At 66.6% G+C, this 24891-nt stretch carries 22 protein-coding genes; 10 read left to right on the top strand and 12 right to left on the bottom strand.

What is annotated here, in order from left to right; translation table 11 throughout:
• The 6 genes from AC07NI_RS26000 to AC07NI_RS25975 all read left to right on the top strand — a co-directional run.
• The coding region (locus AC07NI_RS26000; RefSeq protein ID WP_494624577.1) for a LysR substrate-binding domain-containing protein at positions 1–260 on the top strand (260 nt) is incomplete at its 5' end.
• 59 nt (positions 261–319) lie between these two features.
• Positions 320–967, top strand: a complete 648-nt coding sequence (locus AC07NI_RS25995) for a GntR family transcriptional regulator (RefSeq protein ID WP_494624576.1) — start codon at positions 320–322, stop codon at positions 965–967.
• Between the two features lie 107 nt (positions 968–1074).
• On the top strand, positions 1075–1209 hold the full coding sequence (locus AC07NI_RS25990) for a benenodin family lasso peptide (protein WP_494624574.1): 135 nt from the start codon (positions 1075–1077) through the stop codon (positions 1207–1209).
• Positions 1210–1326: 117 nt separating this feature from the next.
• Positions 1327–1464, top strand: coding sequence for a benenodin family lasso peptide (locus AC07NI_RS25985; protein ID WP_494624572.1), 138 nt, complete (start codon positions 1327–1329; stop codon positions 1462–1464).
• Positions 1465–1523: 59 nt separating this feature from the next.
• Positions 1524–2174 carry a lasso peptide biosynthesis B2 protein gene (locus tag AC07NI_RS25980; RefSeq protein ID WP_494624570.1) on the top strand — a complete coding sequence of 217 codons (651 nt, stop codon included), beginning with the start codon at positions 1524–1526 and terminating at the stop codon, positions 2172–2174.
• A 1-nt stretch (position 2175) separates the two neighbouring features.
• A complete protein-coding gene (locus tag AC07NI_RS25975; protein WP_494624568.1) occupies positions 2176–3948 on the top strand; it encodes an asparagine synthase-related protein in 1773 nt (590 codons plus the stop codon).
• Here the strand turns inward: AC07NI_RS25975 and AC07NI_RS25970 are convergent.
• From AC07NI_RS25970 to AC07NI_RS25940, 7 genes are all read right to left on the bottom strand, one after another.
• On the bottom strand, positions 3920–5956 hold the full coding sequence (locus AC07NI_RS25970; protein WP_494624566.1) for an Atxe2 family lasso peptide isopeptidase: 2037 nt from the start codon (positions 5954–5956) through the stop codon (positions 3920–3922). The genes AC07NI_RS25975 and AC07NI_RS25970 overlap by 29 nt on opposite strands.
• Positions 5950–8883 carry a TonB-dependent receptor gene (locus AC07NI_RS25965; RefSeq protein WP_494624564.1) on the bottom strand — a complete coding sequence of 978 codons (2934 nt, stop codon included), beginning with the start codon at positions 8881–8883 and terminating at the stop codon, positions 5950–5952. Before AC07NI_RS25965 ends, AC07NI_RS25970 begins: the two co-directional genes overlap by 7 nt.
• A gap of 102 nt (positions 8884–8985) precedes the next feature.
• On the bottom strand, positions 8986–9948 hold the full coding sequence (locus tag AC07NI_RS25960) for a FecR family protein (RefSeq protein WP_494624562.1): 963 nt from the start codon (positions 9946–9948) through the stop codon (positions 8986–8988).
• Between the two features lie 14 nt (positions 9949–9962).
• A complete protein-coding gene (locus AC07NI_RS25955; protein WP_494624560.1) occupies positions 9963–10508 on the bottom strand; it encodes an RNA polymerase sigma factor in 546 nt (181 codons plus the stop codon).
• A gap of 422 nt (positions 10509–10930) precedes the next feature.
• The gene (locus tag AC07NI_RS25950) at positions 10931–12025 is read right to left on the bottom strand and encodes a DUF3800 domain-containing protein (protein WP_494624558.1); all 1095 of its coding nucleotides are present in this window, start codon (positions 12023–12025) and stop codon (positions 10931–10933) included.
• 29 nt (positions 12026–12054) lie between these two features.
• Positions 12055–12720, bottom strand: a complete 666-nt coding sequence (locus tag AC07NI_RS25945) for a hypothetical protein (RefSeq protein WP_494624556.1) — start codon at positions 12718–12720, stop codon at positions 12055–12057.
• Positions 12713–13102: a hypothetical protein gene (locus tag AC07NI_RS25940; protein ID WP_494624554.1), complete on the bottom strand. Its 390-nt coding sequence runs from the start codon at positions 13100–13102 to the stop codon at positions 12713–12715. The genes AC07NI_RS25945 and AC07NI_RS25940 overlap by 8 nt, the downstream gene beginning before the upstream one ends.
• A 151-nt stretch (positions 13103–13253) precedes the next feature.
• On the opposite strand from AC07NI_RS25940, the gene AC07NI_RS25935 reads away from it, so the two are divergent.
• The 3 genes from AC07NI_RS25935 to AC07NI_RS25925 all read left to right on the top strand — a co-directional run bounded on the left by AC07NI_RS25935 (position 13254) and on the right by AC07NI_RS25925 (position 16237).
• Positions 13254–14363 carry a PIN domain-containing protein gene (locus AC07NI_RS25935; protein ID WP_494624552.1) on the top strand — a complete coding sequence of 370 codons (1110 nt, stop codon included), beginning with the start codon at positions 13254–13256 and terminating at the stop codon, positions 14361–14363.
• Positions 14364–14505: 142 nt separating this feature from the next.
• Positions 14506–15231 (top strand): class I SAM-dependent methyltransferase, encoded by a 726-nt coding sequence (locus AC07NI_RS25930; protein WP_494624550.1) that lies wholly within the window; start codon positions 14506–14508, stop codon positions 15229–15231.
• A gap of 253 nt (positions 15232–15484) precedes the next feature.
• Positions 15485–16237 (top strand): helix-turn-helix domain-containing protein, encoded by a 753-nt coding sequence (locus AC07NI_RS25925; RefSeq protein WP_494624548.1) that lies wholly within the window; start codon positions 15485–15487, stop codon positions 16235–16237.
• A gap of 157 nt (positions 16238–16394) precedes the next feature.
• Here AC07NI_RS25925 and AC07NI_RS25920 read toward each other — a convergent pair whose 3' ends face one another.
• Positions 16395–17282 (bottom strand): hypothetical protein, encoded by an 888-nt coding sequence (locus tag AC07NI_RS25920; protein WP_494624546.1) that lies wholly within the window; start codon positions 17280–17282, stop codon positions 16395–16397.
• A 58-nt stretch (positions 17283–17340) separates the two neighbouring features.
• Positions 17341–18342, bottom strand: a complete 1002-nt coding sequence (locus AC07NI_RS25915; protein ID WP_494624544.1) for a DUF4238 domain-containing protein — start codon at positions 18340–18342, stop codon at positions 17341–17343.
• Between the two features lie 264 nt (positions 18343–18606).
• Between AC07NI_RS25915 and AC07NI_RS25910 the strand changes: the two genes are divergently transcribed.
• Entirely contained in the window at positions 18607–22629 is a 4023-nt protein-coding gene (locus AC07NI_RS25910) for a type II toxin-antitoxin system MqsA family antitoxin (RefSeq protein ID WP_494624542.1), read from the top strand.
• Positions 22630–22838: 209 nt separating this feature from the next.
• Here AC07NI_RS25910 and AC07NI_RS25905 read toward each other — a convergent pair whose 3' ends face one another.
• From AC07NI_RS25905 to AC07NI_RS25895, 3 genes are all read right to left on the bottom strand, one after another.
• Positions 22839–23246 (bottom strand): hypothetical protein, encoded by a 408-nt coding sequence (locus tag AC07NI_RS25905; RefSeq protein ID WP_494624540.1) that lies wholly within the window; start codon positions 23244–23246, stop codon positions 22839–22841.
• Between the two features lie 194 nt (positions 23247–23440).
• Positions 23441–23683, bottom strand: a complete 243-nt coding sequence (locus AC07NI_RS25900) for a hypothetical protein (protein ID WP_494624538.1) — start codon at positions 23681–23683, stop codon at positions 23441–23443.
• A 288-nt stretch (positions 23684–23971) separates the two neighbouring features.
• A complete protein-coding gene (locus AC07NI_RS25895) occupies positions 23972–24883 on the bottom strand; it encodes a 3'-5' exonuclease (protein WP_494624536.1) in 912 nt (303 codons plus the stop codon).
• Positions 24884–24891: the final 8 nt, after the last annotated feature.

The following is a 24891-nucleotide window of genomic DNA, read 5'->3' as shown; positions in this document are numbered from 1 at the left end:
AGGCCGGCGAGGCCATCGACGTGGAGGTCGACGGGCCGATCACCCTGGACGACCAGGAGCTGATGGTCGAGGCGGCCCTGCAAGGCTGCGGCCTGGCCTATGTCTGGGACAACCGGGTCATGCGGCACCTGGAGAGCGGCGCCCTGGTGCGGGTGCTGGACGACTGGTGCGCGCCCGATGACGGCCTCTATCTCTACTATCCCAGCCGCCGCCACATGTCGGCGGGCCTGCGGGCGGTGATCGACCAGCTCAAGGCCTAGGCGTCGGCGCCACACCGGAGAAATCCCGTTGGATTTTTACGGAGATGCGCGGCGCCGCCGTGAGCGTCATCATCGTCGCCGACATGATCGAGAAGGCTGGAACCGGCGAGCGGGTCTATCTCGCCATCAAAACCCATCTGCTGGCCGAAAGCGACCACAGGCCCGGAGACCGCGTCGACATCCGCGATCTTTCCCGGCGGTTTGGGGCCAGCGCCTCGCCGGTGCGCGCGGCCTTGCACCGCATGGCGGGCGAGCGACTGCTGCTCAGCCTGCAAGGCGAAGGCTTCTCGCTCCCCCGGATCACCGAGCCGGGCTTGTCGGACCTTTACCAGTGGAACGCCGCCCTGCTGGCCAACGCCCTGCGCGCCACCACGGTCGACCAGGCGCGCTCCATCGACGACGCTCCGCTTGTTCGGCCGATCGTGGACTTGGAGCGAGTCTTCGCCGTGCTGGCCGGCCAGAGCGGCAACGTCGAGGTCGAATGGGCCGTCGCCGGGGTCAGCGACCGACTGCACCACGCCCGACGGCGTGAACTCGACCTCGTCCCCGACTTCGCCGACGAGGTCGCCGAGCTGCGCCGGTTGACGGGTCTTGGCGACGCGGCCGGGCTGCGCCAGGCGATCATCGCCTATCACCGGCGGCGCCTGCGGCTGGTGCCGGCCATCGTGCGCCACCTGCATGGCCTGGGTGACCGCGAGCCTCGGTGAGCGGCGGGAATTTTCGGAGAATTCCGGCGCTATTCCCTGCGTGTTCTCCACCTTCGGTCGCACCGTACAACCGTCACGGTGGGCGTGACCTCATGAAGGAGACCGTCATGGAACGGATCGAAGACCACATCGAAGACGCCCTGATCGACCTGGGCGCCGTCAGCGTCGAGACCAAGGGGCCGCAGGCCGGCGACGTCGAGTTCGGCGGTCGTCAGCCGCTGACCGGCCTGGCCGACGACTAATCAGCGCCGACGCCCCGGCGTCGCTCTGTCTCGTGGGACGTCCGAAGCCATGCCTTTGGGCGTCCCAAGTACCGAAACATCGTTGGCGCGACTCGAAGGTCCGCCAAGGAGAAGAACATGCAAAGCCAAACCAAGGCGGTCGAGCCGCTCATCGTCGATCTGGGCCGCGCCAGCGACGAAACCAAAGGCCCCTATGCTGAAGGGCCGATCGAACTGATGGGCCACCGCGCTCCCATCGGCCTGTCGGACGACTGATCCCCGCTCGGGGTGTCCGCCTCACGCGCGGACGCCCCGACACGGCCTCGGAGGTCCGAATGGCTTATCGCCTGCGACCGGGTTTGAGCTTTTGTCGTTCGGAGGGCCGCACGATCTTCCTGGACGTCGATGCCGATCGGTATTTCGAACTTGCCCCCCCGCTTGCCGCAGCCCTCGACCACCTGATGGCCGATAAAGCCGATGGCTGGATTGCAGCGCTGTCCGAACAGGGACTTGTCGTCAGGTCCGCGCCCGACGGGCCGCCAATCGCGCCTTTCGACTGGCGCTCGCCTGAGGACAGCAGTCTTGAGCGTGCGTCGGGCGCCAGGGCGAGCGTTCACGACCTCGCCTTAGTCGGACTTGCCCTCGCGGTCTCGGCGATTCGACTGCGCCGCCGCACCTTGAAGGAGATTCTTGAGCGGCTAACGCGCCGCCGCTCGGGACTGACTGCAGACTGCGAAGGTCGAAGGGTCGGCAGGCTGGCCGACCGATATGCCGCGGCCCGCAGACTTCTGCCGCTGGCTCCGATTTGCCTGCGAGACTCCTTGGCGCTGCTGGAGTTCTTGGCGATGCACGGCTATGCCGCCGACCTCGTGATAGGGGTCGAGGCCGCACCATTTTCGGCTCACTGCTGGGTGCAGGCTGGCGATTGCGCTCTGAACGAGACGCTCCACCAGGCCCGCCGCCACACGCCGATCCTCGCGGTGTGACGTGCGGTTCGTAGGCTTTCTGGCGCGCCGCAACGATGAAGGCTACGCGGCTAAACAGCGGCTTGAAGCATGCTTAGCGCGGGCGCGGCTCGACCGCATCGTCCAATCCCAAAACGGCTTGTTGCTGTTGGTCGATCGAGCCCTGTCTCGAGCCGTCAGCGTCGATGGCCGCGTCCTGCTTGGATCCGCTTTCGACGCAACCGGCGCGCCGGCGCGGGCCGATGATCTGGGTGGGCTCAATGTCGAGCAACTGCTCTCACGCTACTGGGGGCCCTGTATCGCTATCGCGCCCTGCCGAGGCCCCGCCGGGGCGACCTACGGCCGCTTCGAGATCGCACGAGATCCCTCTGGAGGCTTGCCGTGCTATGTCGCGGCGACATCCGAAGGCATCTATATTGCTTCGGACCTAGCTTTGGCGTTGAAGGCGGGGCTCCCAGCACCGGGGATCGATTGGGCGACCCTCTCCGAGGACATAGCTTTTCGGAGAGCACGCGGCGTCAGGACGTGCATCGTCGGCGTCGATGAACTGGTGCCGGGCACGGCCGCGACGGTCACGCCCGACGGTGTGGATGCACGGCTGTATTGGAACCCGTGGCGCGCCCAGAATCGAGAGCTTGCCCGCGCGCCGCTTGACCGGGCCGCCAAGGACCTTCGCGCTCAAATCGATCTTTGCACCGCCGCCCTGGCCAAGCGCTTCGAACGACCGGTGCTAGAGCTGTCGGGAGGTCTGGACTCCTCCATCGTCGCCGCGGCCCTTGCCGATCGTCCTGAACTGTCGGCGGTACATTGCGTGTCGCCGGGCCCCGAGGGCGATGAGCGTGACTATGCCAGAGCCGTCGCGGCTGCGTTTGACCTTAATTTGGACGAGCGTCGCCTAGCCGTCGGGCGCTTCGATCCCATGGCGGTTTCGGATCCGCGTCTACCCCGGCCCGGTCGCCCCGGCGTGCTTGCCGGGGCGAACAGGATGGTACAGGCCCACTGCCGGGCCCATGGCGCGGACGCCGTGTTCAACGGCGTCGGTGGCGATAGCATTTTCTGCTCGCTCAACACGCCCGCCCCAGTCGCTGATCGTTTCCGCACCACCGGGCCGAGCCTGGGGTTCTTGCGCTCCTTGGGCGACTTGTCCCGGCGTCACAACACCTCGATCTGGACGACGACACGTATGACTCTGCGCTCGATCAGCAAGGCCTACGACCCCGCGCGCGGCGCGATCACCCTCTTCTTGAATCCCGAGGCAGTACCTGAAAGACGGGATCTGCATCCTTGGCTCGCCGCGACACCGCAGCGTGCTCTACTCGGTCACAGCCTGCACATCGAATCCATCGCCTTCATCTTAGGATACAGTGAGGGTCAAGGGCGCATGTCGTCGATCCCGACGATCGCACCGTTGCTGGCGCGCCCCGTGCTGGAGGCCTGCCTCAGTCTCCCCACGTGGCGTTGGATCGAAGGAGGGCGTGACCGTGCGGTCGCCAGGGCTGCCTATCGCGATGCACTTCCCACTCGGGTGATCGAGCGCCGTTCCAAGGGCGGCGTCGATCACTACGTAACCGGCCTTTTCGAACGTAATCGAGGCGCCGTGCGCGAAGGGCTGCTCGAAGGAATGTTGAACCAGGCGGGCCTCCTCGATCGACCGGCGTTGGAGGCCGCCTTTGCAGCGCCCCAACCGAGCCATGCTCATCGGCTGCTGGAGCTGGCCGACGCCGAGGCGTGGGCTCGGGCTTGGACCCGGGTCAGAACCGGGCCGATCACGGCGCAGGACGGCGCGCGGCCATAGCGCGCCAGCGGGCGTACTGTTCGGCCTTCGCCGGATCCGGATCTTCGTAACCCTGCAGCCAGAACCGAAACCAGTCGACGTTGCGCGCGTAGGCGGCGGCCCGATGGCGCGGCTGGACGAGCACGTGCGGCTCGTTTGGAAAAGCCCAGATTTCCGACGGCGTCGTCGAGCGTGAAATCTTGGCGATGAATTCCGGTATCATCCGGTATTCCTGCTCAGGGATCTGTACGAGCATGGGCGCTCGGATCCGGTCGACATTGAGGGCTGGCGACAGTTTGGCCCAAGCCTCCGGTGTTTCGCCCGGCGGGCCGAGCCCCCAAACCCGACGCAGTGCGTCTGGGGTGTCGCGTCCAGCCACGCCCTGGGCCCAGTAGTAGGCCGCCTCGACTTGCGTCGAAGCGATTGAGGCCGCAGCCAATCGATCGCTACGCATCGCCATCCAGGTGGTCACCTCGCTCCCGAAGCTGAGGCCGCCCATACCAACCTTGTGAGCATCAATCAGGCCGCGGGCCGCCAACTGGTCGATGATCGTCTCGATCCCCGCCTGGCCGGCCGCGTACTCGCTGGCGGCGTCATAGACGCCGGGCGAAGCCGGGGTCTTGGTGATGCAAACCGCCGCGATGCCTGCTTGGGCTAGGACGGCCAGCGGCCATTCGTCCCCAGTGCCGCCGCGCAGGTAGCCGTCGCATACATAGTAAGTGATGAACAGCGGCCAGGGTCGGCTTGGCGAGGTCTTTTCCGGTCGCACGAGGAACCCAGTAAACGGTCTTCCGGTCGGGTCTCGCCAGAACAAGGACTCGACGGTCGGCGCGTCACGCTTCAGGTCAAGATTGGGCTCGGCCAAAACGGTCTGGCGTCCATTAGCCAGGTCGATTCGCACCAATCTGGGTGGGGCGGCGGCCGCCGCTGCGATGCAGACGGCTTGGACGATGTCGAACGCGCACGGCGCGCCGAGCCCGTCGCCGCCATCGAGCACGCCCTCGGCTGTGGCGATTAGGCGGACCTGTCCGGTGTTCGGGCGCCAGGCTCGCAGGCTCTGCCGGCGGTGCAGATCAACTGCGGTGAAAATCACCTCCTGCTCACCCCGCCAGGCCAGGGCCACTATTCGGTTCTGGCACGACGGAGACGCGCAGGTCGCGATCGTGGTCTCGCCGCGCCGGACCTCAAGATGACGCGCCGCGCCTTCACCCAGCGCCACGGCAACGAGAGCTCCGTCCGCCGTTCGGGCGGAGACCGCCGCGTGCGCCAGGAGCACCGGCTTGGCCGGCGGGATGACGCCAGCGGCGGCCGCCTCCGCGTCCGTCGCCGCCCGCGCCTGCCCCGAAACAAGATCCTGACTGATATACCGGCGCGGAACGTCCCAGAGCACCGTCCCGTGGTCGAACCACTGGCCGGTCAAGCGCTGGGCGGCCAGGCGGCCGTTGACCTCGACGGCCGCGAACAGGCTCTGGCTGGGATCGACGTGAGAATCGATCCGTACGCCCTGGTCGTACTGCCGTCGCTCCGCGCCCAACAGCGCTTCGCGCGTCGGACCGACGGCATAGACCAGCCGCGCGCCGTCGGCGGTGAGGCCGAAAGCTTCGACATCGGCATCATCGTGGGTGACCTGGACTGCAAAGCCCTCCGAGGTTGCGCGCCAAACCTGGATCTGGCCATCGATCAGCGCCCGGTAGAAAAACGCTCGTGAATCTGGCGCCCATCGCGGGGGCTCGGCGCGGAGGCCGCCATAGTCCTGCCAGATCGCGTCTCCGCCGCCCGCGACCCGTTGCGGCCGCGCGGAGCCGTCTAGCGGCGCGACCCACCAGGATAACGTCTGGCGATTGCGCTCGATCGACGCTTGGTTCTGCCGGTAGGCGACCGAGCGCCCATCGGGGGAGATGGCCGGGCCGGACAGGTCTGTGATTTCGATCAGCGACCGCTGGCTCTGCGCACTCGCCGCAGGAGCGGCCACTAACGTCAAGATCGATGCGGCGAGTGTCACGGCCAGAGAATGGCGACGGTTCACCATGCCTTGGTGACCTGCAGCGAAATAAGTCTGCCCTCGGGGCTGGCGTTGTCGGGATTGAAGCCGATCACCGTCGTCGGTGTCCGGAGGACCGCGAACGGCGGATCCTTGTCGAACATGTTGCTGACCGATAGGGCCGCCCTAACCCCCGACAGCGCTCCGCTCCTTGCTTGGACCTGATAGCTCAGCTGCAGATCCGCGGTTGTCCAGGCGTCGACGTGCTGGGCCGGCGAGACGGTCTGGTTCCGATAGCCGTCGGTGAAATTGACCGCGGCATTGACGGCGAGGGGACCCTGGCTCCAGCCCAATTGGCCTCGCAGGCGCAGAGCCACCGGGGAGCCGACGGATCCTAGAACGTCAACCTTTGGCGCGGTCGGCGTAAACCGTTGCGACAGGCCCAGGGTGTAGCTGCCACTGACGCTGGCGCTCAGATGGCCGGAGCCCAGGTCGGCGCCATAGTCGAGTGTGAAATCGACGCCGTCCTGGTCGACGACCGACAGGTTCTGCACCCGCAGATCGAGGATAATTTGCACTGCGGACGCCGGGATATTGTCGAAGTTCAGCAGGTACGGGGACGCATAATAGGCCTCGACCTCAGACAAGGTCGGATGCTCGTTGATGAGGCTAGCGTAGACCTCGCGGTTGGGAAGCACATCGAAGGCCGCCGAGTTTGGATTGGCGATCCGGTCGCGGTAGCGGATCTTGTAGTAGGTCGCGCTGGCGTGCAGCCCGGGCAGCCAGGTCGGACGCGCTTCAGCTCCGAACGTCCAGGTCTTGGCGCGCTCGGGGCCGAGATCGGCGGTGTTGCCCAGCAGACCTAGCACCGTCGACATCCCGGTCGGTGACTTGGGGTCTGGAATGGTGATCGGCTGATATCCGACGGTGCCGATTCCGATGATCTGGTTTTCGAACGACGGCGCGTGGAATGAAGTCCCGTAGGCGCCTCGCAAGACGAGGCCCTCGACCGGTCGCCAGTCGAGCCCGACCTTGGGATTGCGGGTGACGCCCCACTGATCGTAGCGCTCGACTCGTCCAGCCACGGAAAGATCGATGCGTCGCAGCGGGGACTGGCCCTCGCCGACCAACGGCACGCGCAACTCTGCATAGGCCGCGGACACCGTTCGGCCCGGCGGATAAACATTGGCGATGGCGCGCGGAGCGGCGGCGGCGAGGTCGCTGACCGAGTCTTTTGCGTATTCTTCCTCGCGACGCTCGGCGCCGACCGCTAGGCGTATTTCGCCGGCCGGGAGGGAAAAAAGAGGTCCATCCGCCTTGGCCGAAAGAAACCAGACCTGGGCGCGGCCGCGGCTGCTGGAGAACCCGCGCACCTTGTCGATCGTGGCCTGGGATGTGGATCTTGGGTCCCCGAAAAGGTTGTAGGCCGTCGCTGGGCTGGGGTCGGCCAGGGCCAGACCCAACCGATAGGTGTTGACCTGATTGTCCGTCCGCGTCGCTTCTGTCTGCCGGCCATAGCCGGCGCTAGCCGTCGCTGACCACGCTTTCAATCGATAGGTCGCGCCAACCACACCATTGATGGCGCGCACGGTTCCCGAGTTGGTCATCGGCCCCAGGTCGCCGGTGTAGTTATAGCGAACCTGGATGGGCTGGCCGCCGCCGATAGGATCCACGTAGAATGGGTTGGCGGCAGTTACAGTGGAGGTTCTGACCTCGGCGATACTCCGTCTGTCGAAGGCGCGCTGGGCCCACAGCAAATCACCGAACACGGTCAAGTTCGCGCCGATCTCCTGGCTGGCTCCGGCGTAGACAGCATGTCTCGATTGGTCGGGCAGGAGATCGCTTTGAGCCCAGACGTCGCCAAGGTTGGGCCGATCGGGCGTTAATTGGCCAGCAGTGAGGTTTCGGCCGTTCTGCCCAGCTGGAATGCCAAAGCTGCGTCCGCCGGCGACGATGGTGCCTGGCGCCGAATAGGGGGTTCTGTAGTCGAGACCCCCAAGTGATCGGAGATCCTCTGTGGCGTAGTCGCGATCAGACGCCGCCAGGCGGTCACGATGGTAGTATTCATAAGCCATCACCGCGTGGCCGCCTGACCACCTGCGACCGAGGATCTGGCCCAAAACGTACTCGTTGAAGCCGTTGGCCACTCCGACACGGGCCGTGGTTTCGGCTCCGTCGAAGGCGCGGCGCGGCACGATATTGACGACGCCGGCAACCGCATCCGAGCCATAGAGCGCCGAGGCGCCGTCGGCCAAGATCTCGACGCGCTCAACCGCGAGCGACGGCACCAGCGACAGGTCTGCGAACGTACCGGAGACGCCCCCGAGGGCGGGCCGCACTCCATTGATCAGAACGAGGGTGGAACTGGGACCAAGGCCTCTCAGATTGATCCCCGAGCCGTTGCCAAGGTTGGCGTCCGCTCCGTTGCGGATGCTCAGGCCAAGGGTCGCTTCGTTCGGGCCGCCGCCGAAGTTCTGCGGCGCAGCCTGAATAAGTTGCGCCGCCGTGGCGTAACCGCTCTTCGCCAAGTCTTCACGCGACAGAATGATCGGGCTCGCCCCGACGGGGGCCGCGCCCCGGATGCGCGTGCCGGTGACCACGAGCTCCGACAGGGTCTCAGCGTCGCCGGCCTGGGGCTCCCCCGGCGCGGCCGGGGCCTGGCGCAGCACAAGCTTGTCGCCGACAGGCGTCAGGACGAGACCGGTGTTGGCCAGGAGGCGATCGAAGGCTTGGTCGGGGGTGAAGCGGCCCCTCAGGGCCGGGGCGGTCTTGCCGGCCACCAGGGTCTGGGGCGCGATGACCTCGCGGCCGCTGGCCTGGGCGACGGCCGCCAGGGCCTGGCCGAGATCCTGGGCCTGCTGATCATAGGCCTGGGCGGGTTTGGCCGGTTGGCTTTGCGCGGCCGCGTGGCCGGCCAGCAGGCTCAGGGCCGCGGCGCTGGCGAGCAGGCCGCGGCGGGTCGAGATCGAGAACATGGTTTCCCCCAAGGACGCGAGATGCGTGGTGTCTGGGGGCTAGGGACGAGGGGGGTGAGCGAGACCCCCCAAAAAACTTCATCGAGGCGCCATGACCCTGTCTCAGGTCGCGGCGCGGCTCAGGACGAGGTCGCCTCCGGGGGCGGTGTTGACGCTGAGGCCGAAAGCGGCGGCCAGGCCCTTGGCCAGGCTTTCGGAGCCCGTGACCCGGAAGGCGCCGGAGACGCGGAGGCCGCCCAGGCTCGGGTCGGCGAAGCGGATCTTGCGGGTGTTGTAGCGATTGGCGATGGCCGCCACGTCCGACAGCGACGCCTGATCAAAGGCGCGCATGCCCGAGGGCCAGCTGGCCTCGACCTTGGAGGCCGGCGTGATCCTGGGCGCGGTCAGGCCTGGACCGAACCGCAGCTCCCGTCCGGCCGCGAGCGGTGTGCTGGCCGGCAGCAGGCGGGCGGCCGGGCCGGTCAGGCGCGGATGGCCCGACAGGACCGTGACGGCGGTTTCGTCCTGGGCGGCCAAGGCCAGGTCGAAGGTGGCGCCCTTGGCCTGGAGTCCCGCCTGGCCGGCCTGGACGGCCAGATCGCCGGCGGCGACGAACCGCGCCCGGCCGCGCTCCAGGCGGACGGTCTGGCGGCCGCCCTTGGTGGCGGCGGTGGCGGCGCTGTCGGTGTCCAGCACCATGGTGGAGCCGTCGGCCAGCGTGACCGTGCGGATCTGGCCCGTCGTCGTAGCGTAGCGGGTCTCGCCATGCCCGCCCCGAAAGACGACGGTCCCCAGGGCGATGGCGGCCACCACGCAGGCGGCCAGGGCGCCGGCCAGGGCATAGATCGGCTTGAGGTCGTGCCGGGGACGGCTGCTGCGCAGGCGCATCTCGGCCAGGCGCGAGCTGCCCAGCACGACGGACTCGTCAAACCGCGCGACCAGACGGTCATAGGCCCGGCCGTTGGCCGGTTCGCTCCGCCAGGTCTCGAAGTCGGCGCGATGAACCTCGGCGCCGGGGCCGCGCATGCGCGCGAACCACGCCGCCGCCTCCTGGCGCAGCCGTTCGTCCTGGTCGCTCGCCGTCATGCTCGCGTCTGTCCTCACGGCCTGCCGAGGGCGCGGTCGAGATGGGCAATGGCCTTGGCCATCTGCTTTTCGACCCCGCCCACGCTCATGCCCCATTCCTGGGCGATCTCCAGATAGGTGAGACCGTCCAGCCGATGGCGCAGGAAGATCTCGCGCGTCTTGGGCTTCAACTTCAACATCGCCGCTTCGTAGCGCGCCAGGGTCTGGCGCGCCACCAGGGCCTGATAGGGGTCGGCGTCATTGGCCGCGTGCAGGTCGGGCAGGAGTTCGGCGTGGGTGCGCTCGAGCCGGCGCGATACGTTCTTGGCCCGGTCGCGCAGCAGGTTCCAGACGATGCCCTTCAGATAGGACTCCGGATTGGTCAGGGTCTGGCGGTCGGCCGCCCCGGTCAGCCGCAGGAAGACTTCCTGGACGATGTCGCGGGCCTCCTCGTGGCTGTAGCGGCGCGTCAGCAAACTCAGGAGCTTGGGGCCGTGGCTGCGGAACAGACGCTCGACCTGGTTGTCCTGTCCGGCCGTCTCGGCCGGGCGCGGGCGGGGTTCGACGAGGAGATCGGTCATGCGACCCCCTCCCCTGCCCGTCCGTCGACGGGCGTCGTCACGAACCCGCCTCTCAGATGATGGCCAACGGCCATGGCTCGCCTCCGTGAGGCGTCGCCCGACGAAGGTCGGGTCGTCTTGAGACCATGGCTTGAGCAGCAGGGCGCGCGTCGTCATCGACGCGGATCGCGCAGGCGCGCCGGCCGCGCCGGGTGACGACCGGACGCGGAGCGGTTCTATCAAGCGAGGTTCTCACGCCTCGGCGTCGCGCTTTCAGCGACGCACCTAGAATCTAGAACGGCGGTTTCTCAGTTGGCAAGTCGGCCGGCATAGGTCTCGCCGTTTCTGGGGTTTAGGCCCTCCGTCATGACCAACTTGAACAGAAAGTGGCGCGGATCGAGGTCGATCTCGATGAAGCCGAGGGTGCGCAGCCAGCCGGTCCGTTACTGCCCTGCCGCCAGAAACCAGGCGGCGACATGCTGGTCCTGCAGGGCCAGGACGTTGTTGGAAAAGCCCGGCGTCTCGCCGACGGAGCGGTCGAGGAGGCCGTTCAGGGTCCTGAGGTTGCCGCGCTGGGCTGCGCTGAGCTTGGCCCGATCGGCCAGCATGAACCCGGGCGCGGTGTAGATCACATAGGTCAGGAGCTTGCCGATCAGCCCGGCGATCGGGTCGGAGATCTGTACGCCAGGTTCGGCCCTGGAGTTGGTGAAACGGTAGTTGGCCAGAGGTTGGTCGCCATCTCGCAGATCGTAGGTCGTGATCTGAGGGCGGACCACGTCCTCGTCGTCGAGGATGTGGCTGGCGTTCTTGAAGAGCGTGATGCGCTCGACGAAGCATCCGGCGAAACCGGCCAAAAGGGTCCTGGGTTCGTCGCCCTCGAGGAACGGAAGCGCCTCGGCGCGTCGCCCGGCCTTGAGGACATCCTTCAGCATCTGCTTGGGGAAGTGCTCAAGGAGATCGTCTCGCGCGTCGACCCAGTCACGCAGCGTCTCCATGAACTCAGGCCGGCGGTCTGGCGCGAGCCCGGGATAGTCGAAGGCGAAGAACAACGCCGCGGTCGCGGCGCGGTCGTCGCGCAGCACCGTGTAGAGGTCGTCCTTAAGGTTCGCGCCAAACGGGGTCATGTGGCGCATGCTCCGGTCGGCCAGCACCGCATCGATGATGTCGACGCACGACCAGTAGAACGGATCCAGGGCCACGTAGTGGACGAAGAGGTCCTGGGCGGAGACCCAGTCGAGATAGGCGGTCAGCCTGCGCGAACCGAGAAGCTTCAAAAAGCCGCCCCAACCCAGATTCTCCAGCTTCAACTCCTTGGCGTTGGCCTGCAGGCCGACCGCTTGTCGCAGCGCTTGGATGTCGAGGGGCCTGGACGGACCTGCGTGCCCCACACCGCCCAGCACGAAACAGGCCGGGTCGGCCACGTTGAACCCCTCGGCCGTGACGTGCAGCCGACGGATGTTGTTGGTTTCGTCGTAGTAGAGGGTATAGGGCCGATCCACCCCGGTCAGGCCATGGGCGCGGATCATCAGTTCACGCATGGGATTGATGTCGATTGGCATCACCGGGCCTACACCGCGAATCCCTGGTCGCGCAGAAACCACGTCAGGCGCCAGGTCAGGGCATGGTCGAGGTCAGCGGTGTTGTAGGGCGCGGTCTCGGCTCGGTAGTAGACCCCGTGCCGGCGCAAAAGCTTGGTGGCGCTGTCGGACGGCGGACCGTTGGTCACCAGGCCCCCGCGGCGTCGCAGCCGGCAATCGGCCGATAATCCCCAGAGTCCTCGCGCCAGCCCAAGGCCGATCTTGCCCGTATAGAACTTGCACTCTGCGTGGGCGGCAACCTCCGTCCAGGGGGGATTGGCGTGGTCGACGCGGGCCTGGTCCGCGGCCGGTTTGGTCACGGCCACTACGTCGAACTCGTGCTCGACCCCCGAGCGGCCGTCGATGCGCACGCCCAGGTGCACCTCCAAGGTTGGCCAGGACTCGTGTGTCAGCTCGGCGAACGTGAACGGCGTGGCGCTGTAGATCCAGCCAGGACCGGTGCGGAAACGAAAGCCGCTGCTCACGGGGCCGTTGATGTCTTTCAGCGCGACCGACCAGCCCATGTCCTGGGCGACTTCGACCATCCGCCACCAGACGAAAGCCTCGTAGGCGTCCTCCACGGCCGCGGCGCTGGAGTAGCCGCTGTGGGCCAGGTGGCCCACGCCCGTCTCGATCGCTGAAAGAAGACTAGTCACCGAGGTCAAACGCCGCCTCCAGTCCACGAAGGTTTTCAGCAAGGTTGAGGTAGATCCAGAGTCGGTCGTTCAAGCCCTCGCGGTCCAGGCGTATGCCGCGCTCGAACCGTTGGGGGCCAAGGTCGCCATGGGTGAGGAGGTCCGGCGTGTCCGGCTTGAAGTCGATGGTTTCAGCCCGCTGAAGGAGGTGAAACTCCACCATGGCCATGTCGACGACCAGCCTGCTGAGCTGGGCGACGAGCGAACGGACCAGAGTCTCGTCGATCTCGCCCAGCTCGGCGTCCTCTGGGGTGATCTGCACCTCGATCAATTCCTCCCAGCCCATTCTGCGGACCAGGAGCGACAGGCGTCTCACCACGTCGCGGCGTTCGTCGTCAGTCATTGGATCTCATGGTGGGCGCGATTCCCCTGGCCGGCGCGGTGACTCTAGCGGCTCGTCCCCAACGGTACAGCTATATCGGGTCGCGTGGATGCGGTGCGTCTTGCGCGCGAGGGCGCGCTCTGGTCCAAAGCCAGCGCCGAGGGGGCCCGAGATGAAGTACGACGTCCTGACCCTGGACACCCAGGTGTTCACCACAAACAGCTTCGACTTCGACGGCGGCTACCTGGCCCAGGTGAAGCAATTCAAGGATGGACCGATCGGGGTCGTAATTTCCTCGGTCGTCGCGCGGGAAGTGCGCAACCAGCTGGCCGAGAAGATCCGCCAGGCCAAGGACAAGTTCGAAGCGGCGGTTAAGGACGCCCTTCACTACGGTCTAGAGGTCAAGACGGCCGAGGGTCTGGAGCTGTTGACGGGCACGCCCAGGGCCATGGCGACCAAACGCATCCAGGCCTATCTCGCCGAGATCGGCGCGCACGGAACGGTGCCGGTGAACCTCATCACCGTCGATCAGCTGATGGACACCTACTTCAAACCCGCCCCGCCGTTCACGGCCAGCGGCAAGAAGAAGGCGGAGTTTCCCGACGCCGTGGCGCTCCTGACACTCGAGGCCTGGGCGCGGAAGCACGGCAAGAAGATCCTTGCCGTCAGCGGCGACGGCGACTGGGCCAGCTACGCCGAGAAGTCACATTATATCGACGTGGTCCCCGATCTGAAGGAAGCGCTGGCGCGTCTTCAGGCTCACGCCGAGGAAGCCGCCGCCCTGGTCCAGTCGTTCCTGGCGGAAATCGACAAGGATGGAAGCGACGCGGCCAAGGCCTTCGAAGCGCTGTTGGATCCTGAGGTCGACGGCTACGCCGTCGATCCTGGCGTCGAGACCAGCCAGCACGCCGAGGTCGACGGGGGCGAGCTGTCCTTGCTCGGATTTCAGCTGGCCGGTGACCCGCCCGACTACGACTTCGAGGTGGTGAGCTTTGGGCCCTTGAAGGTGGCGGCCAGCATCGAGCTGAGCCTGGCGGCCAAGGCGTCCGCCTATGTCAGCTTTTACCACTGGGACTCGATCGACAAGGAGTCCATCCCGATGGGCGGCGTCGTCGCCGAAAAGGAGGTGGAGACCCTACGCGCCACGGTCATCGCCACCTGGGAGAAGGACGTCCTGGAGGGAGATTGGACCCTGGACTCGGTCGAGCTGATCTCCGTCGACAATCCCAGAATTGGCTACGTCGAGCCGGACTGGGGCGGCGATTGGGACGACGAAGCTTGAACTCGCCGGTTCGATCGGATCGTCCGCGTGTTATGGCTCGACGGTGCCACTAGAACCTCTCATCGTCGGACACTCGCGCGTTCAAGCTTGGCTGGACATCCGCGAGCCGCTGGAGCGTCAGCTGAAGCCGCTTGGAGGCGCCGTGGTGAAGGCGCTCGGTCTGTCGACGGGCGAGAGGGTCCTCGACGTCGGCTGCGGCGTCGGCGGCACACCCGCCGCCCTGGCCGCGACGGTCGGGCCCGAGGGCGCGGTCGTTGGCGTGGAGCTGCTGCAAGACGCCGTCCGCGTCGCCGAGCACGATTCCGACCTTCCCGACAATGTGCGCTTCGTGGTCGGCGACGCCCAGACGTATCCGTTCGAGGTCGGGTCCTTCGACGCGGTCTTCTCGCGGTTCGGCGTCATGTTCTTCACCGATCCGGTGGTCGCCTTTCGCAACTTGCGGCGGGCCCTGCGACCGGCAGGAAGACTGGGGTTCGTCTGCTGGCGATCGCTCGATCAGAACGAGCTTGACCACCTGCCGCTCCGCGCCGCCGCGCCGCATCTGCCGCCGAACCTCGTGAATGAGACGGCCGCCTCCGGCTGGTTTTCGTTTTCGGATCCGAACCTCGTCCGTGCGCTCCTGGCCGACGCCGGGTTCGTCGAGATTGAGATCACGCCGCATGACGCGCTGGTCGGGAGCGGGAGCTTGCAGGCGATGGTGGACGTCTGCACGCGGGTCGGCGCCCTCGGGGCGATTCTTCGCGATCACCCTCATCTGCGTCCGAGCGCTCTGCCGGCCCTGGAACGCGCCCTGCTTGAACGCGATGGGCCGGCGGGGCCAAGCCTACGAGCCGCTGTCTGGATCGTCACGGCCCGGGCCGGCCGCTGAAGCTCTGGAAATTACCTGGACTCCATTCCCATGGCCCGCCGCCAGACCGGGTCGCTCTTTGCGGCCCGGTCCAGGGCGTCGTGGCAGGCGGTGTGCAGGAGTCTTAGCTATCCCTGGGACCAGCGACCGCTGACGAAAATGTGTGTCGAGGGCGAGCGCTCGGCGCCTGATGGTTGGCATCGGGGCTGAAGGATTTATCCCCCTGCTTTTGTCGGTGGCGGTCGCGCAATCTGACGGGAGAAAGGAGCACCCCATGTCCACCCCCACCCTGTTGGAACGCCTGACCGCCCTACCCGCGCCGCATCCAGACGTGGCCACAACGCCGCCCGTCGAGCTGATTGCGATCCTCGTCAACATGGGGCGACGGGCCCGCACCCTCAAGCAGAGCACTCTGGCCGAGTTCGCCGGTGTTTCGGTTTCGACGGTCGAGCGCATCGAGCGCGGCGAGTCCGTGAGCGCCGAGGCGCTCGACAAGGTTTCCGTCGCGCTGGGGCTGCCGGCTGGTTATTTCACCACGCCGCGCCTGCCGCGGTCGGTCTTCGATCCCGCCACCCCCAAAGAGCGAGCCAGCGACCCGATTGTTGTCCGGGTCGCGCCGCTGCGCACCCAAGCCCAACTGCGCGCGCTGACCGACTGCGAAGCGATCGTGATGTATCCGCCCGACGACAGCGAAGCGACGTTCGAGATGCTCAGCGACCTGGCCGAGCGCATCGACTTCCTGTCGTTCGTTCTGAGTGAGCACAAGATTGTTCACGGCGCGCGCCCCGCTCGCGGCCGACGCGAGGTCTATCAGAGTGTCCTCGATCAGGTGGCCGCGATGTCGGCGCGAGGTTTCATCGTCCTGGCCGGGGTGACCAGCCGGCCGACCCTGGCGGGTGGCGTAGAGAGCGTGGCGTATTTCGCGGTCAGCCCACGCGACCAGGATCCGGGCGGCCTCAAGCGGCGTGCGATCGTGATGGATCGCAGCGAGCTGCTGAACACCAGCCCGCGTCGGCTGCTGGTCTGATGGGCGGGCAGCTTCTTGAACCGGCGACGCTTCTGGCGCTTGCGGCGGTCATCGGTGCCCTAGCCCGACTGATCTGGGCGGTGCGTCGGCCGGTCCCGGGGCGGGTCAAGCGGCGCGGACCCAACTCACGTTAGCGAATGATGGGCGCAGGCCGTGTTCATGTCTTCGACTCGACGCGGCTGCGTGGCACGCCGCAATCGCGATAGCCGTCCAAGGCGCGGATCAGCGACATCGCGAAGTCGAAGATCCTGGCTAGCTTCCGGTCGTTCGTTTTGAGGCCGTGGAAGTAGGTGGCCTGAGCGCCGATCTTCAGGTCCCTGAAGGTCGCCAGGACGTCGCGCTCCCGCGTTGGATAGGTGCCCGGATTGCTGTTTCGATAGATCCAATAGGCGGTCAGCATTGCGCCATAGCGAAAGGCCAGCGAGTTGACGAAGTGGGCGTGGCTGGTCGGCAGTTCGTGGCGGCGCAGTTGGTTGCCGACCAGCATGTTTTTGGCGATGTCCTCGGCCATCAGGTAGGTATGGCGCTGCAATCGCCCGGAGATCGTGCGGGGATTGTCGGCGATGCCCCGCAGTTCGGCGAGCTGGCCCTTGGTGAACTTGGCGTCCTCGCGAGCGAAGATGGCGTAGATCTTCCGCGCCTCCGGCGCCAGAGCGGCTCGCAAGTCCTGGCAATGCTCCTCATACGGTTTGAAGCGCTGCACCAGGACGTCGTCGGCGGGGGCCTGGATCACGGTCTCGCAGTAGGCCGGGAAGTCCCGTGTTTGTTGTCGATCGATGAGGCGTTCGACCAGGCCGCCCGGCTCGCCGCGGTCGCGAAAAAGATCGTGGGTCGAGCGGAGAACCAGCACCCGATCGGGATGGCGACAAGCGACCGCCAAGGCGTGCCGGGTCGTCGCCATGGCCTTCTTGCCATGCCACTCCTCGAAGATGGTTTCGGGCAGCACCGCGAAGTTGCGAGCGTCTTCTTCGAGATAGGCCGTCAGGCATTCGCGCTGCGCGAAGTTGTTGTCGACCACGAAGTAGTTCGCCGACGGATCGATCATCTCACATGTCCCCTGCTCCAACCTGGCCGACGCCGTGGTCGAGCGCAAGGCGGAGCCTTTAGCGGACTGGCCACGCCGGCTTGGTCACAGACAGGCCGTGCGGGGCCAGGCCCGAGCAGAAGACGGTCTGATGAGCCTGGTCGACGATGCGGGCGTGGAAGACGTCGAGGGCGGCCAAGTCGTCGGACTCGTAGCTGACCTGCATGTGCTTGGGGCCATGGCGCAGGCCGTTGCGGACGCCAAGAGGGATGGGCCTGCCGAGCGCGGCCTCGGGGTCGATGAAGAGGTAGCGGACGAAGGCGTGGGCGCCGAGGTTGAAGTCGAAGGCCATGTGCGGGTTTTCGGGGATCGGGGTGCTGTAGCCACGATCCGACAACAGGCAGCGTTGCTGGGTGTAGGTGTGGACGTGGACGGAGAGCGCATGGTCGCGGCTCTCGTAGACCGCGGCCAGGGTGTCCTCGAGCATGTTCTGGCCGCCGGGCATCAGCGGGGTCAACAGCATGAACATCATCCGCAGCCAGGCCTCGTACTGGGCGTCGGTGATCTGAAGCTGCCGGCAGAGGTGGGTCTGCTGCGGACGTCGGCCGGTCAGGATTCTCTGATAGGCGGTCGCCTGCGTCGGGTCGGTGGGATGATGTCGCGCCATGGCCCCGAAAGTGTTGAGCGCTTTGGCGACGCCGTAAGGGTTGCGCACGAAGTTGATCATCTTTGCGACGAAGAGGTCGAACAGGAGTTGGCCGACGTCGGGGTCGCGAGCGGAGTGGGCCTGGAGCAGGCGCTCGGTCGCGGTGCTCAGCTTGCCTTCGTAGTGGCTGAACAGCGTCTCGAAGTTGGCCCGCACGCCCGCGTCATCGATGTCGAACGAGTACAGGTCCAACATCGACAGGGTGTTGGCGATCGGTACGCCGCGTGGGTCTTGGAGGCGGAGCGTCCGCGCGTCGCGATCGGCGATGTCGAAGGCGTAAATGCGCTGGTTTTTGGGCTTTGCCGCCGGGTTGAGGGCGTTGAGGCGCTGTTCGACCTGAGCGACGAAGTGCTGGTTCTTCGTCTGGCTGTCCATGGGACATCGGGCCTGATGCAGGATGAAGGGCGTCGAAGTTTTGGGGCGGGGGCGCGCGTGAAGGCAAGGGCCGAGTGTCTAAACGGGCTACGCGGCGGGTGGTCGTCTCGCCTAAAGGCGCCTTGCGCCATTGCGACCGCCTGAACCGCGTCTAACGACATTCGGGCTATGCGCCCATCCCGCTTCCGGGTCATCATTTTTGACATTTAATAGAATTGACACCATTATGGTGTCGTACATGGATTATAGAAAGAACCGGTCCTTATGACCAAGCCCGTTTCTCAAGACGCTGCGCCGCCCTCGCCGGGCGAAATTCGGGCGATCCGCGAAGGCCTCGGCATGACCCAAGCCGAGGCTGGAGAAGTCATTGGCGGAGGCCCGCGGGCCTTCACCAAGTATGAAAGCGGCGCGGTCGTCCCCGCCGCTTCGGTCGTCAAGCTGCTGCGGTTGCTTGATGAAGACCCCTCCGCCCTGGCCAAGCTGAAAGGGGTGAAGGCGCCGCCGATCCCAGTGCGCCACCCCTCGCCCTTCGAGATCACCGGCGCGCACGTGGCGACCCTGTCGCCGGCGCTGTTCGCCGAGCTTCTGCGCAAGCTGCTGGTGGCCGAGGCCCTGACCTTCGACCTGCCCCTGGCTGATATCCATGTCGCATCCTCGATCACTTCCGCGGACGGCGGCGAGGATGGCCGCATTATCTGGGAGGCGGGCCCCGGGCGGACGAAGTTCCTGCCCTCGCGGCGCAACCTCTTCCAGCTCAAGGCCGGTCCGATGGGTAAGGCCGGCGCGGCCAAGGACGTCCTGGAGAGCGACGGCTCGCCCAAGGCGCGGATCGCCGCGATCCTGAACGAGGGCGGCGTCTATTTGATGTTGTGCGCCCGCGCCTACGCCAAGAACCGGATCGACGAGCGCGCCGACGCCATCCGCGTCGCGCTGCGATCGGGCGGCCTGACGTTTAAGGACGAGCAGGTCCTGTTTCTCGACGCCGACCAGGTCGCCACGTGGACCAACCAGCATCCAGCCGCCGCCACCTGGGTGCTGGAACTGACCCAGCCGGGACTGGCCGGTCCCTTTCGCAGCTGGACCCACGCGATGGGCCGCGAAGAACATGACAGCTCGCCCTTCGTCTCCGACACGCGCTTGGCCGACCTCGGCCCGCGCCTGCGCGAGACGCTGTCCGCACCACAGGGCGTCATCCGCGTATTCGGCGCCTCGGGGGTGGGCAAGTCCCGTCTAGTCCTCGAGGCGCTGGCCCCGGCCGACCTCGAGGCGCCGGCCGAAGACGACCTGAGCGGCGTGACTCTGTACACGGTCGAGCCAGAACAAGGCGCCATTGCCGTGCGCACGGCGGTTCAGCATCTGGTCGAGGCCCAGGTTCGCGCGATCGTCATCGTCGACCGCTGCCCCCAAGAGCTTCACAACGAGCTTGAGGCTCTGGTCCAACGCAAGGGTTCGCGCCTTTCGTTGGCGACCCTGGACGACGAAGTGCCCGTCTCGGTGTTGCGCCCCGCCGAGATCGTGATCGATTCGGCCGGGTCGGGCGTCATTGAGGCCATGGCCCACCAGGTCCTGCCTACCGCTCGATCCGAGGACTTGCGCCTGCTGGTCAAGGTGGCCAGCGGCAATCCTCGAATGGCCCGCCTGGTCACCCGGGCCTGGACCGAGTCGCGCCCCTTGGCTGAAGCCACCGACCTCACCCTGGTCGACAGCATTCTGCTGGGTCGCGCCACCGATGGGCGCGACATCATTAAGCGTGGCGCCGCGCTGCTGGCCGCCTTCGGCTTGATCGGCATCAAGGGCGACGCCGATCAGTTGCCGCAGATCGCCCCGTTGGGCCGCAATCTGACGCCCGACGACCTTCGCGCGACAATCGCCTTCCTGGTCGGACGCGGCCTGATCCAGACGCGCGGCCGCTCGGTGATCCTGCAGCCCCGTCCGATCGCGCTGCGCCTGGCGCGCCAGCAATGGGAAGCCTGGTCGGAGGCGCAGCGCGACGAAGTTTTGACCGGCGCGATCCCCTCGCACCTGAAGTCTATGGCCGCGCGCCAGTTGACCCTGCTCAACACCACCCCGGTCGCCGCCGAGGTCGTCGCCCACGTCGCCCGACGGGGCGGACCGCTCGACGGCGTCGATAAGCTGGCCCAGGACGGCAATGCCGATGTCCTGGTGGCCTTGGCCGAAATCGACGCGGCCGCCATCGCGCGCCTGATCGCCGGGATCATCGAGACCGCTGACCTGGGCAAGCTGCCGAGCGATGTGCGACGCGGCCTGGTCCGGGCCCTTGAGCGCATTTGTTTCCTCGAAGAGACCTTCGAAGAGGGGGCGCTGATGATGCTGCGCCTGGCCTGCGCGGAAACCGAGAGTTGGGCCAACAACGCGACCGGCCAGTTCGCCGGCCTGTTTCCGGTGCTGCTGGGCGACACGACCGCAGGCCCCGAGGCCAGGCTGCAGGTGCTCGACGAAGCGCTCGACACCGCCGATCCGGTTCAACGCGGCATCGCCGTCAAGGCCCTGCTCCAGGGCGCCAAGACGGGCTTCTTCACCCGCGGCGTCGGTCCCGAGCTGCATGGCGCCCGGCCGGCGCTTCAACCTTGGCGCGCCCGGACCAACAGCGAGGCGACCGACTACATCAAGGCCTGCGTGGAGCGTCTGGCCCAGGTGGCGGCCGGCATCGGCAAGTCCGCCGACGAAGCCCGGGCCGGCCTTGGCCACGAGCTTCGCGGGCTGATCAACACCGGGATGATCGATACCGCCGAAGCGGCGGTGAAGACGGTGATGGCCCATCACCCCTATTGGCCGCAGGCCCTTGAAGGGCTCGGCCACTGGTTCGTTCACGACAATGCCGACCCCGCCTCGGACAAGCCCGCGCGGGTGGAGGCGATGATGGCGGCCCTGCAGCCGCGCGACCTGTCCGACCGCGCCAAGGCGATCGTCACGGAAATGCCCTGGGACTTCCCCAACACCAAGGAGAAGCTGTCCTATGAGAAGCGCGGACAGGCGCAGTTGGCGGCGGTCGAAGCCTTCGCTCAGGAGGTTTTGGCCACGCCGGGCGCCTTCGAGCGCCTGTTGCCCGTCCTGACCCACGGCCGGCAGCGCATGGCCTTCCATTTCGGCAAGACCATCGCCAGCGCCGTGCCCGACCCGTTCGAAGGCCTCGCCGCGATTGAAAAGGCGCTCTCCGACGGCAATGAGCCGCCGGACTACGATCTGATGACCGGCTTTCTGGCGACCATCGCCAAGACCGATCCGGCCTTCGTCGAGACGTTCAAGGCGAAGGCCGCCGCCTCGGCGTTGGCGCCGGCCCTGCCGCTCATCTGTTTTCGGCTCAACATCACCAAGAGCGACGTCGACCTGGTGATCACCGCGCTGAAGTCGCGCCGGTTGCCGCCATGGAACCTGATGCAGTGGACCATGGGCGGTGTCCTGGCCGAACTGCCGCCAGAGGACGTCGCGCCGTTGTTCGACGCCATGCTCGACCTTGGCGGCGAGGCGTTCTCGGTCGGCCTGGACGTGATGGGCATGTACGGGCATGACCGCATGGAGCGGTTCGAGGCCCTGCGTCCGCAGTTGCTGAAGCTGGCCGAGGGCGCCTCCCGGGCCAGGAACGCCCGCTCCCAAATGGACGGCCATCACTTCAGGGAGCTGTTGGGCTGGCTTCTCGACAAGGGCGAGACCGATCCGGACGCTCGCGCGGCGGCGCGGATGCTCGCTAAGCGGCTGGGGGGCGGTCCTGACGACGAACGTCTGGTCGAGGGTCTGTTACCCGTTCTGCTGAGCAAGTTCGCGCCGACCGCTTGGCCGCTGGTTGGCCAGATCATCCTGGACGGTGGCGCGCCCGCCTGGCGCGTCCAGTACGCCCTCAATCGGACCCCGCCGACGGACGACGACAGCCCAGTCATCCTCAACCTGCCCGAGGACACGCTCTTTGGCTGGTGCCATGCCCATCCCGAGGTCGGTCCCGCCTTTGTCGCCCAGGTGATCCCGATCTTGGCCACCCGCGAACCCCGGCCTGGTGAAGCGCGCCTGCACCCCATGATGGCGCGCTTGCTCGATGAATTCGGAGATCGCCCCGACGTGCTCGAGGCGGTCGCGGGCAACATGAGCACGTTCTTCTGGACCGGCTCGCTGGCCAACTATTACGTCCTTTACCTGGAGTCGTTCGAGGCGCTGAAGACCCACCGCCACCCAAAGCTTCGCCGTTGGGCCAAGAACATGATCCAGCGTCTGCAAAAGGCGATCGAGGGCGCCAAGAACGATGACGACGAGCGCGAGGCGGGCTGGGAGGTTTGACACCTCCCGCCGCTGAACCGGCTTGAGCAGTCAGAAGGCATCGAGATTACCGGCCTCGCCGCGGGTCATCTCGCGCCCTGGACCTGCCTAGATCAAATCCGTTCTGAAATCGGTTCGAGGCAGGCAATGTGTCGTGGGGATGTCTCAAGCCTGGACCCGCCCCGATTTTCAAACGCGTCCCGCACAAATGAAGAGCAGGCTCCAGACGTCTAGTCGTCCAGGCCCATGGCGCGCCGCCATGACGGGTCTCGTTGCTCGGCCTTGTGCAGGGCGTCGTGGCAGGCGGTGTGCAGCAGGGCAAGGAGCGCCAGGCACGCCTCGGCCTTGCGGGGCGCGGTTGAGAGGCAGGTTCCGCAGTCGAGATTCGGGGTGGCGTTGCCGCCGAATGTGCAGCGGTGATCGTAGGAGACGTGGTGGACGGTGCAGTCGTCCAGGGTCCGGCTGGTGATGTCGACCCTGCAGGACGCGCAGCGTCCGGCCTGGCGTTCATGGAGCGCCCGCTTGACCGCCAGGGATTGGCAGATCTTGTCGGTGAACTGCCGCCACGCGGCCGAGTTCTGGTATTTCTCCCGAAGGTCTCGCTTCTTGTTCTGTCTGTACAGGGACGAAACGGTCACGCGGGTCCTGTTGGATGAGTTCGCCGGCGCCACGGGAGCACCCGGCTGATCATGGCGGCGATCGGGACGGAGATGCAACCTTGGCGTGGCCGCCTGCGGCGGCCTGGCTCTAGGCGGGGCGCCGCCCCAAGCCCCGTCCGCGGGTCTTAGCCCTGCCGGGTGAGGATCCCTGACGCGGTCGCGATCATGAATGATCACGAGGGTGTCCTTTTGCGGGGCCGGAGGAAGGTGACGATGATCCAGCCGGCGACGGCGGCCAGGACCACCACGCCGATCAGGGTGGCGTCATCGAGCTGAAGCAGGCGGTTCAGAACGTCGCCGACGCTCCTGCAGCCCTTGAACTGTCCGCCGATCCCCAGGATCGAGTCCTTCAACTGAAGGAGTGTGAGAGCAAGGATCGTGGCCTTGCCCATGACTTTGGCGTGCTCTTCAGACACGGTCGTCTCCCGCTTGGCGGGCCGGCGGGTCGAAGGAATGGTCGGAGAGCCACGACGCACTCGATCGACGCAGCAAGCCGCTGCCGTCCATGGAATGCCGTCGTCTCGGGCGCTTGAGCCGATGGTTATGAGTTACCGTCGACCCGTCGGATCGATCGTATGCCTGTTACCAATGACGCCCATCCTGACCGGGAAATCTCCCGAGTCAGAATGCCCTTATACGCCTAACAGCGGGGGGCTTGGTCACGGTGCATGAAGAGCTGTCGCCGATCAAGACCGGATGCGACCTCAAGCCCGCTCCGAGAACCGCTCGAACGCGGTGATGCGTCGGGGCGTCAGGCCCGGGTCGTAGCCGTAGATCTCCTGGGCGAGGTAGTCGAGCTCGGCCTGGCGGTCGGCCTCGTCGACGTCGATGTACCAGGCCTTGGGCGCGGGGCCCTCCTCGCCGTTCCAGCGATAGCCGCGGGCCTTGAGCCTGTCCTTCTGCTCGAACGGCGAGCGTTCGGCCCAGATCCGCCAGCTGGGTTTGCGGGCGGTCTCCAGCATGTGGGCCAGGGCGGTCCTGCCGCTCCTGAGCGGGCGGCCAAGGATCTCCAGTCCGGCCAGGCAGTCGTTCTCGGCCCGGTGGCCGTCGAAGAAGAAGCCGCACTGGCCCGCCAGGTAGGAGAGTTTGGTTCCCTCGAACCCCTCCCCTTTCCAGTCGACCTGGCTCATCGAGCAGGCCCAGCCCTTCAGTTTGAACCCCTCGTACAGGCGCTCGACAAAGCGCCGGTCGAACTGGGCGTTGTGGGCGACCACCACGGCGGCCTGGGTGATGAAGGCGGCCACAGCGTTGGGGTCGATCGACTTGCCGGCCACCATGTCGTTGGTGATGCCGGTGATGCGGGTGATCTCCTCGGAGATCGGGACGGTCGGTTCGCGCAGGGCCACGAACGGCGCGCCGACCGCGCAGATTCGGCCCTCTGTGTCGTACTTGAACGGCACCATGGCCAGCTCGATGATTTCGTCGCGCGCCGCGTCGGTGCCGGTCGTCTCGGTGTCGACATAGAGCCCGTCCTTGAGCAGGGCGGCGTTGGCGATCGGAGACAGGGTGCAGGTCTCGAACCGGCGCAGCAGGCGATAACGGCCGCTGGCTTCCAGCTGGCGGGCTATGGCTTCGAGGGCCTCGAGGTCTGGCGGGGTTGGCTCGGGCTCGATCATGCGGCGTC

The sequence above is a fragment of the Caulobacter sp. GW821-FHT10E02 genome, from assembly GCF_059415225.1.
The sequence above is the reverse complement of the archived record's forward strand: the minus strand, read 5'-3'. Positions and strand labels throughout refer to the sequence as shown.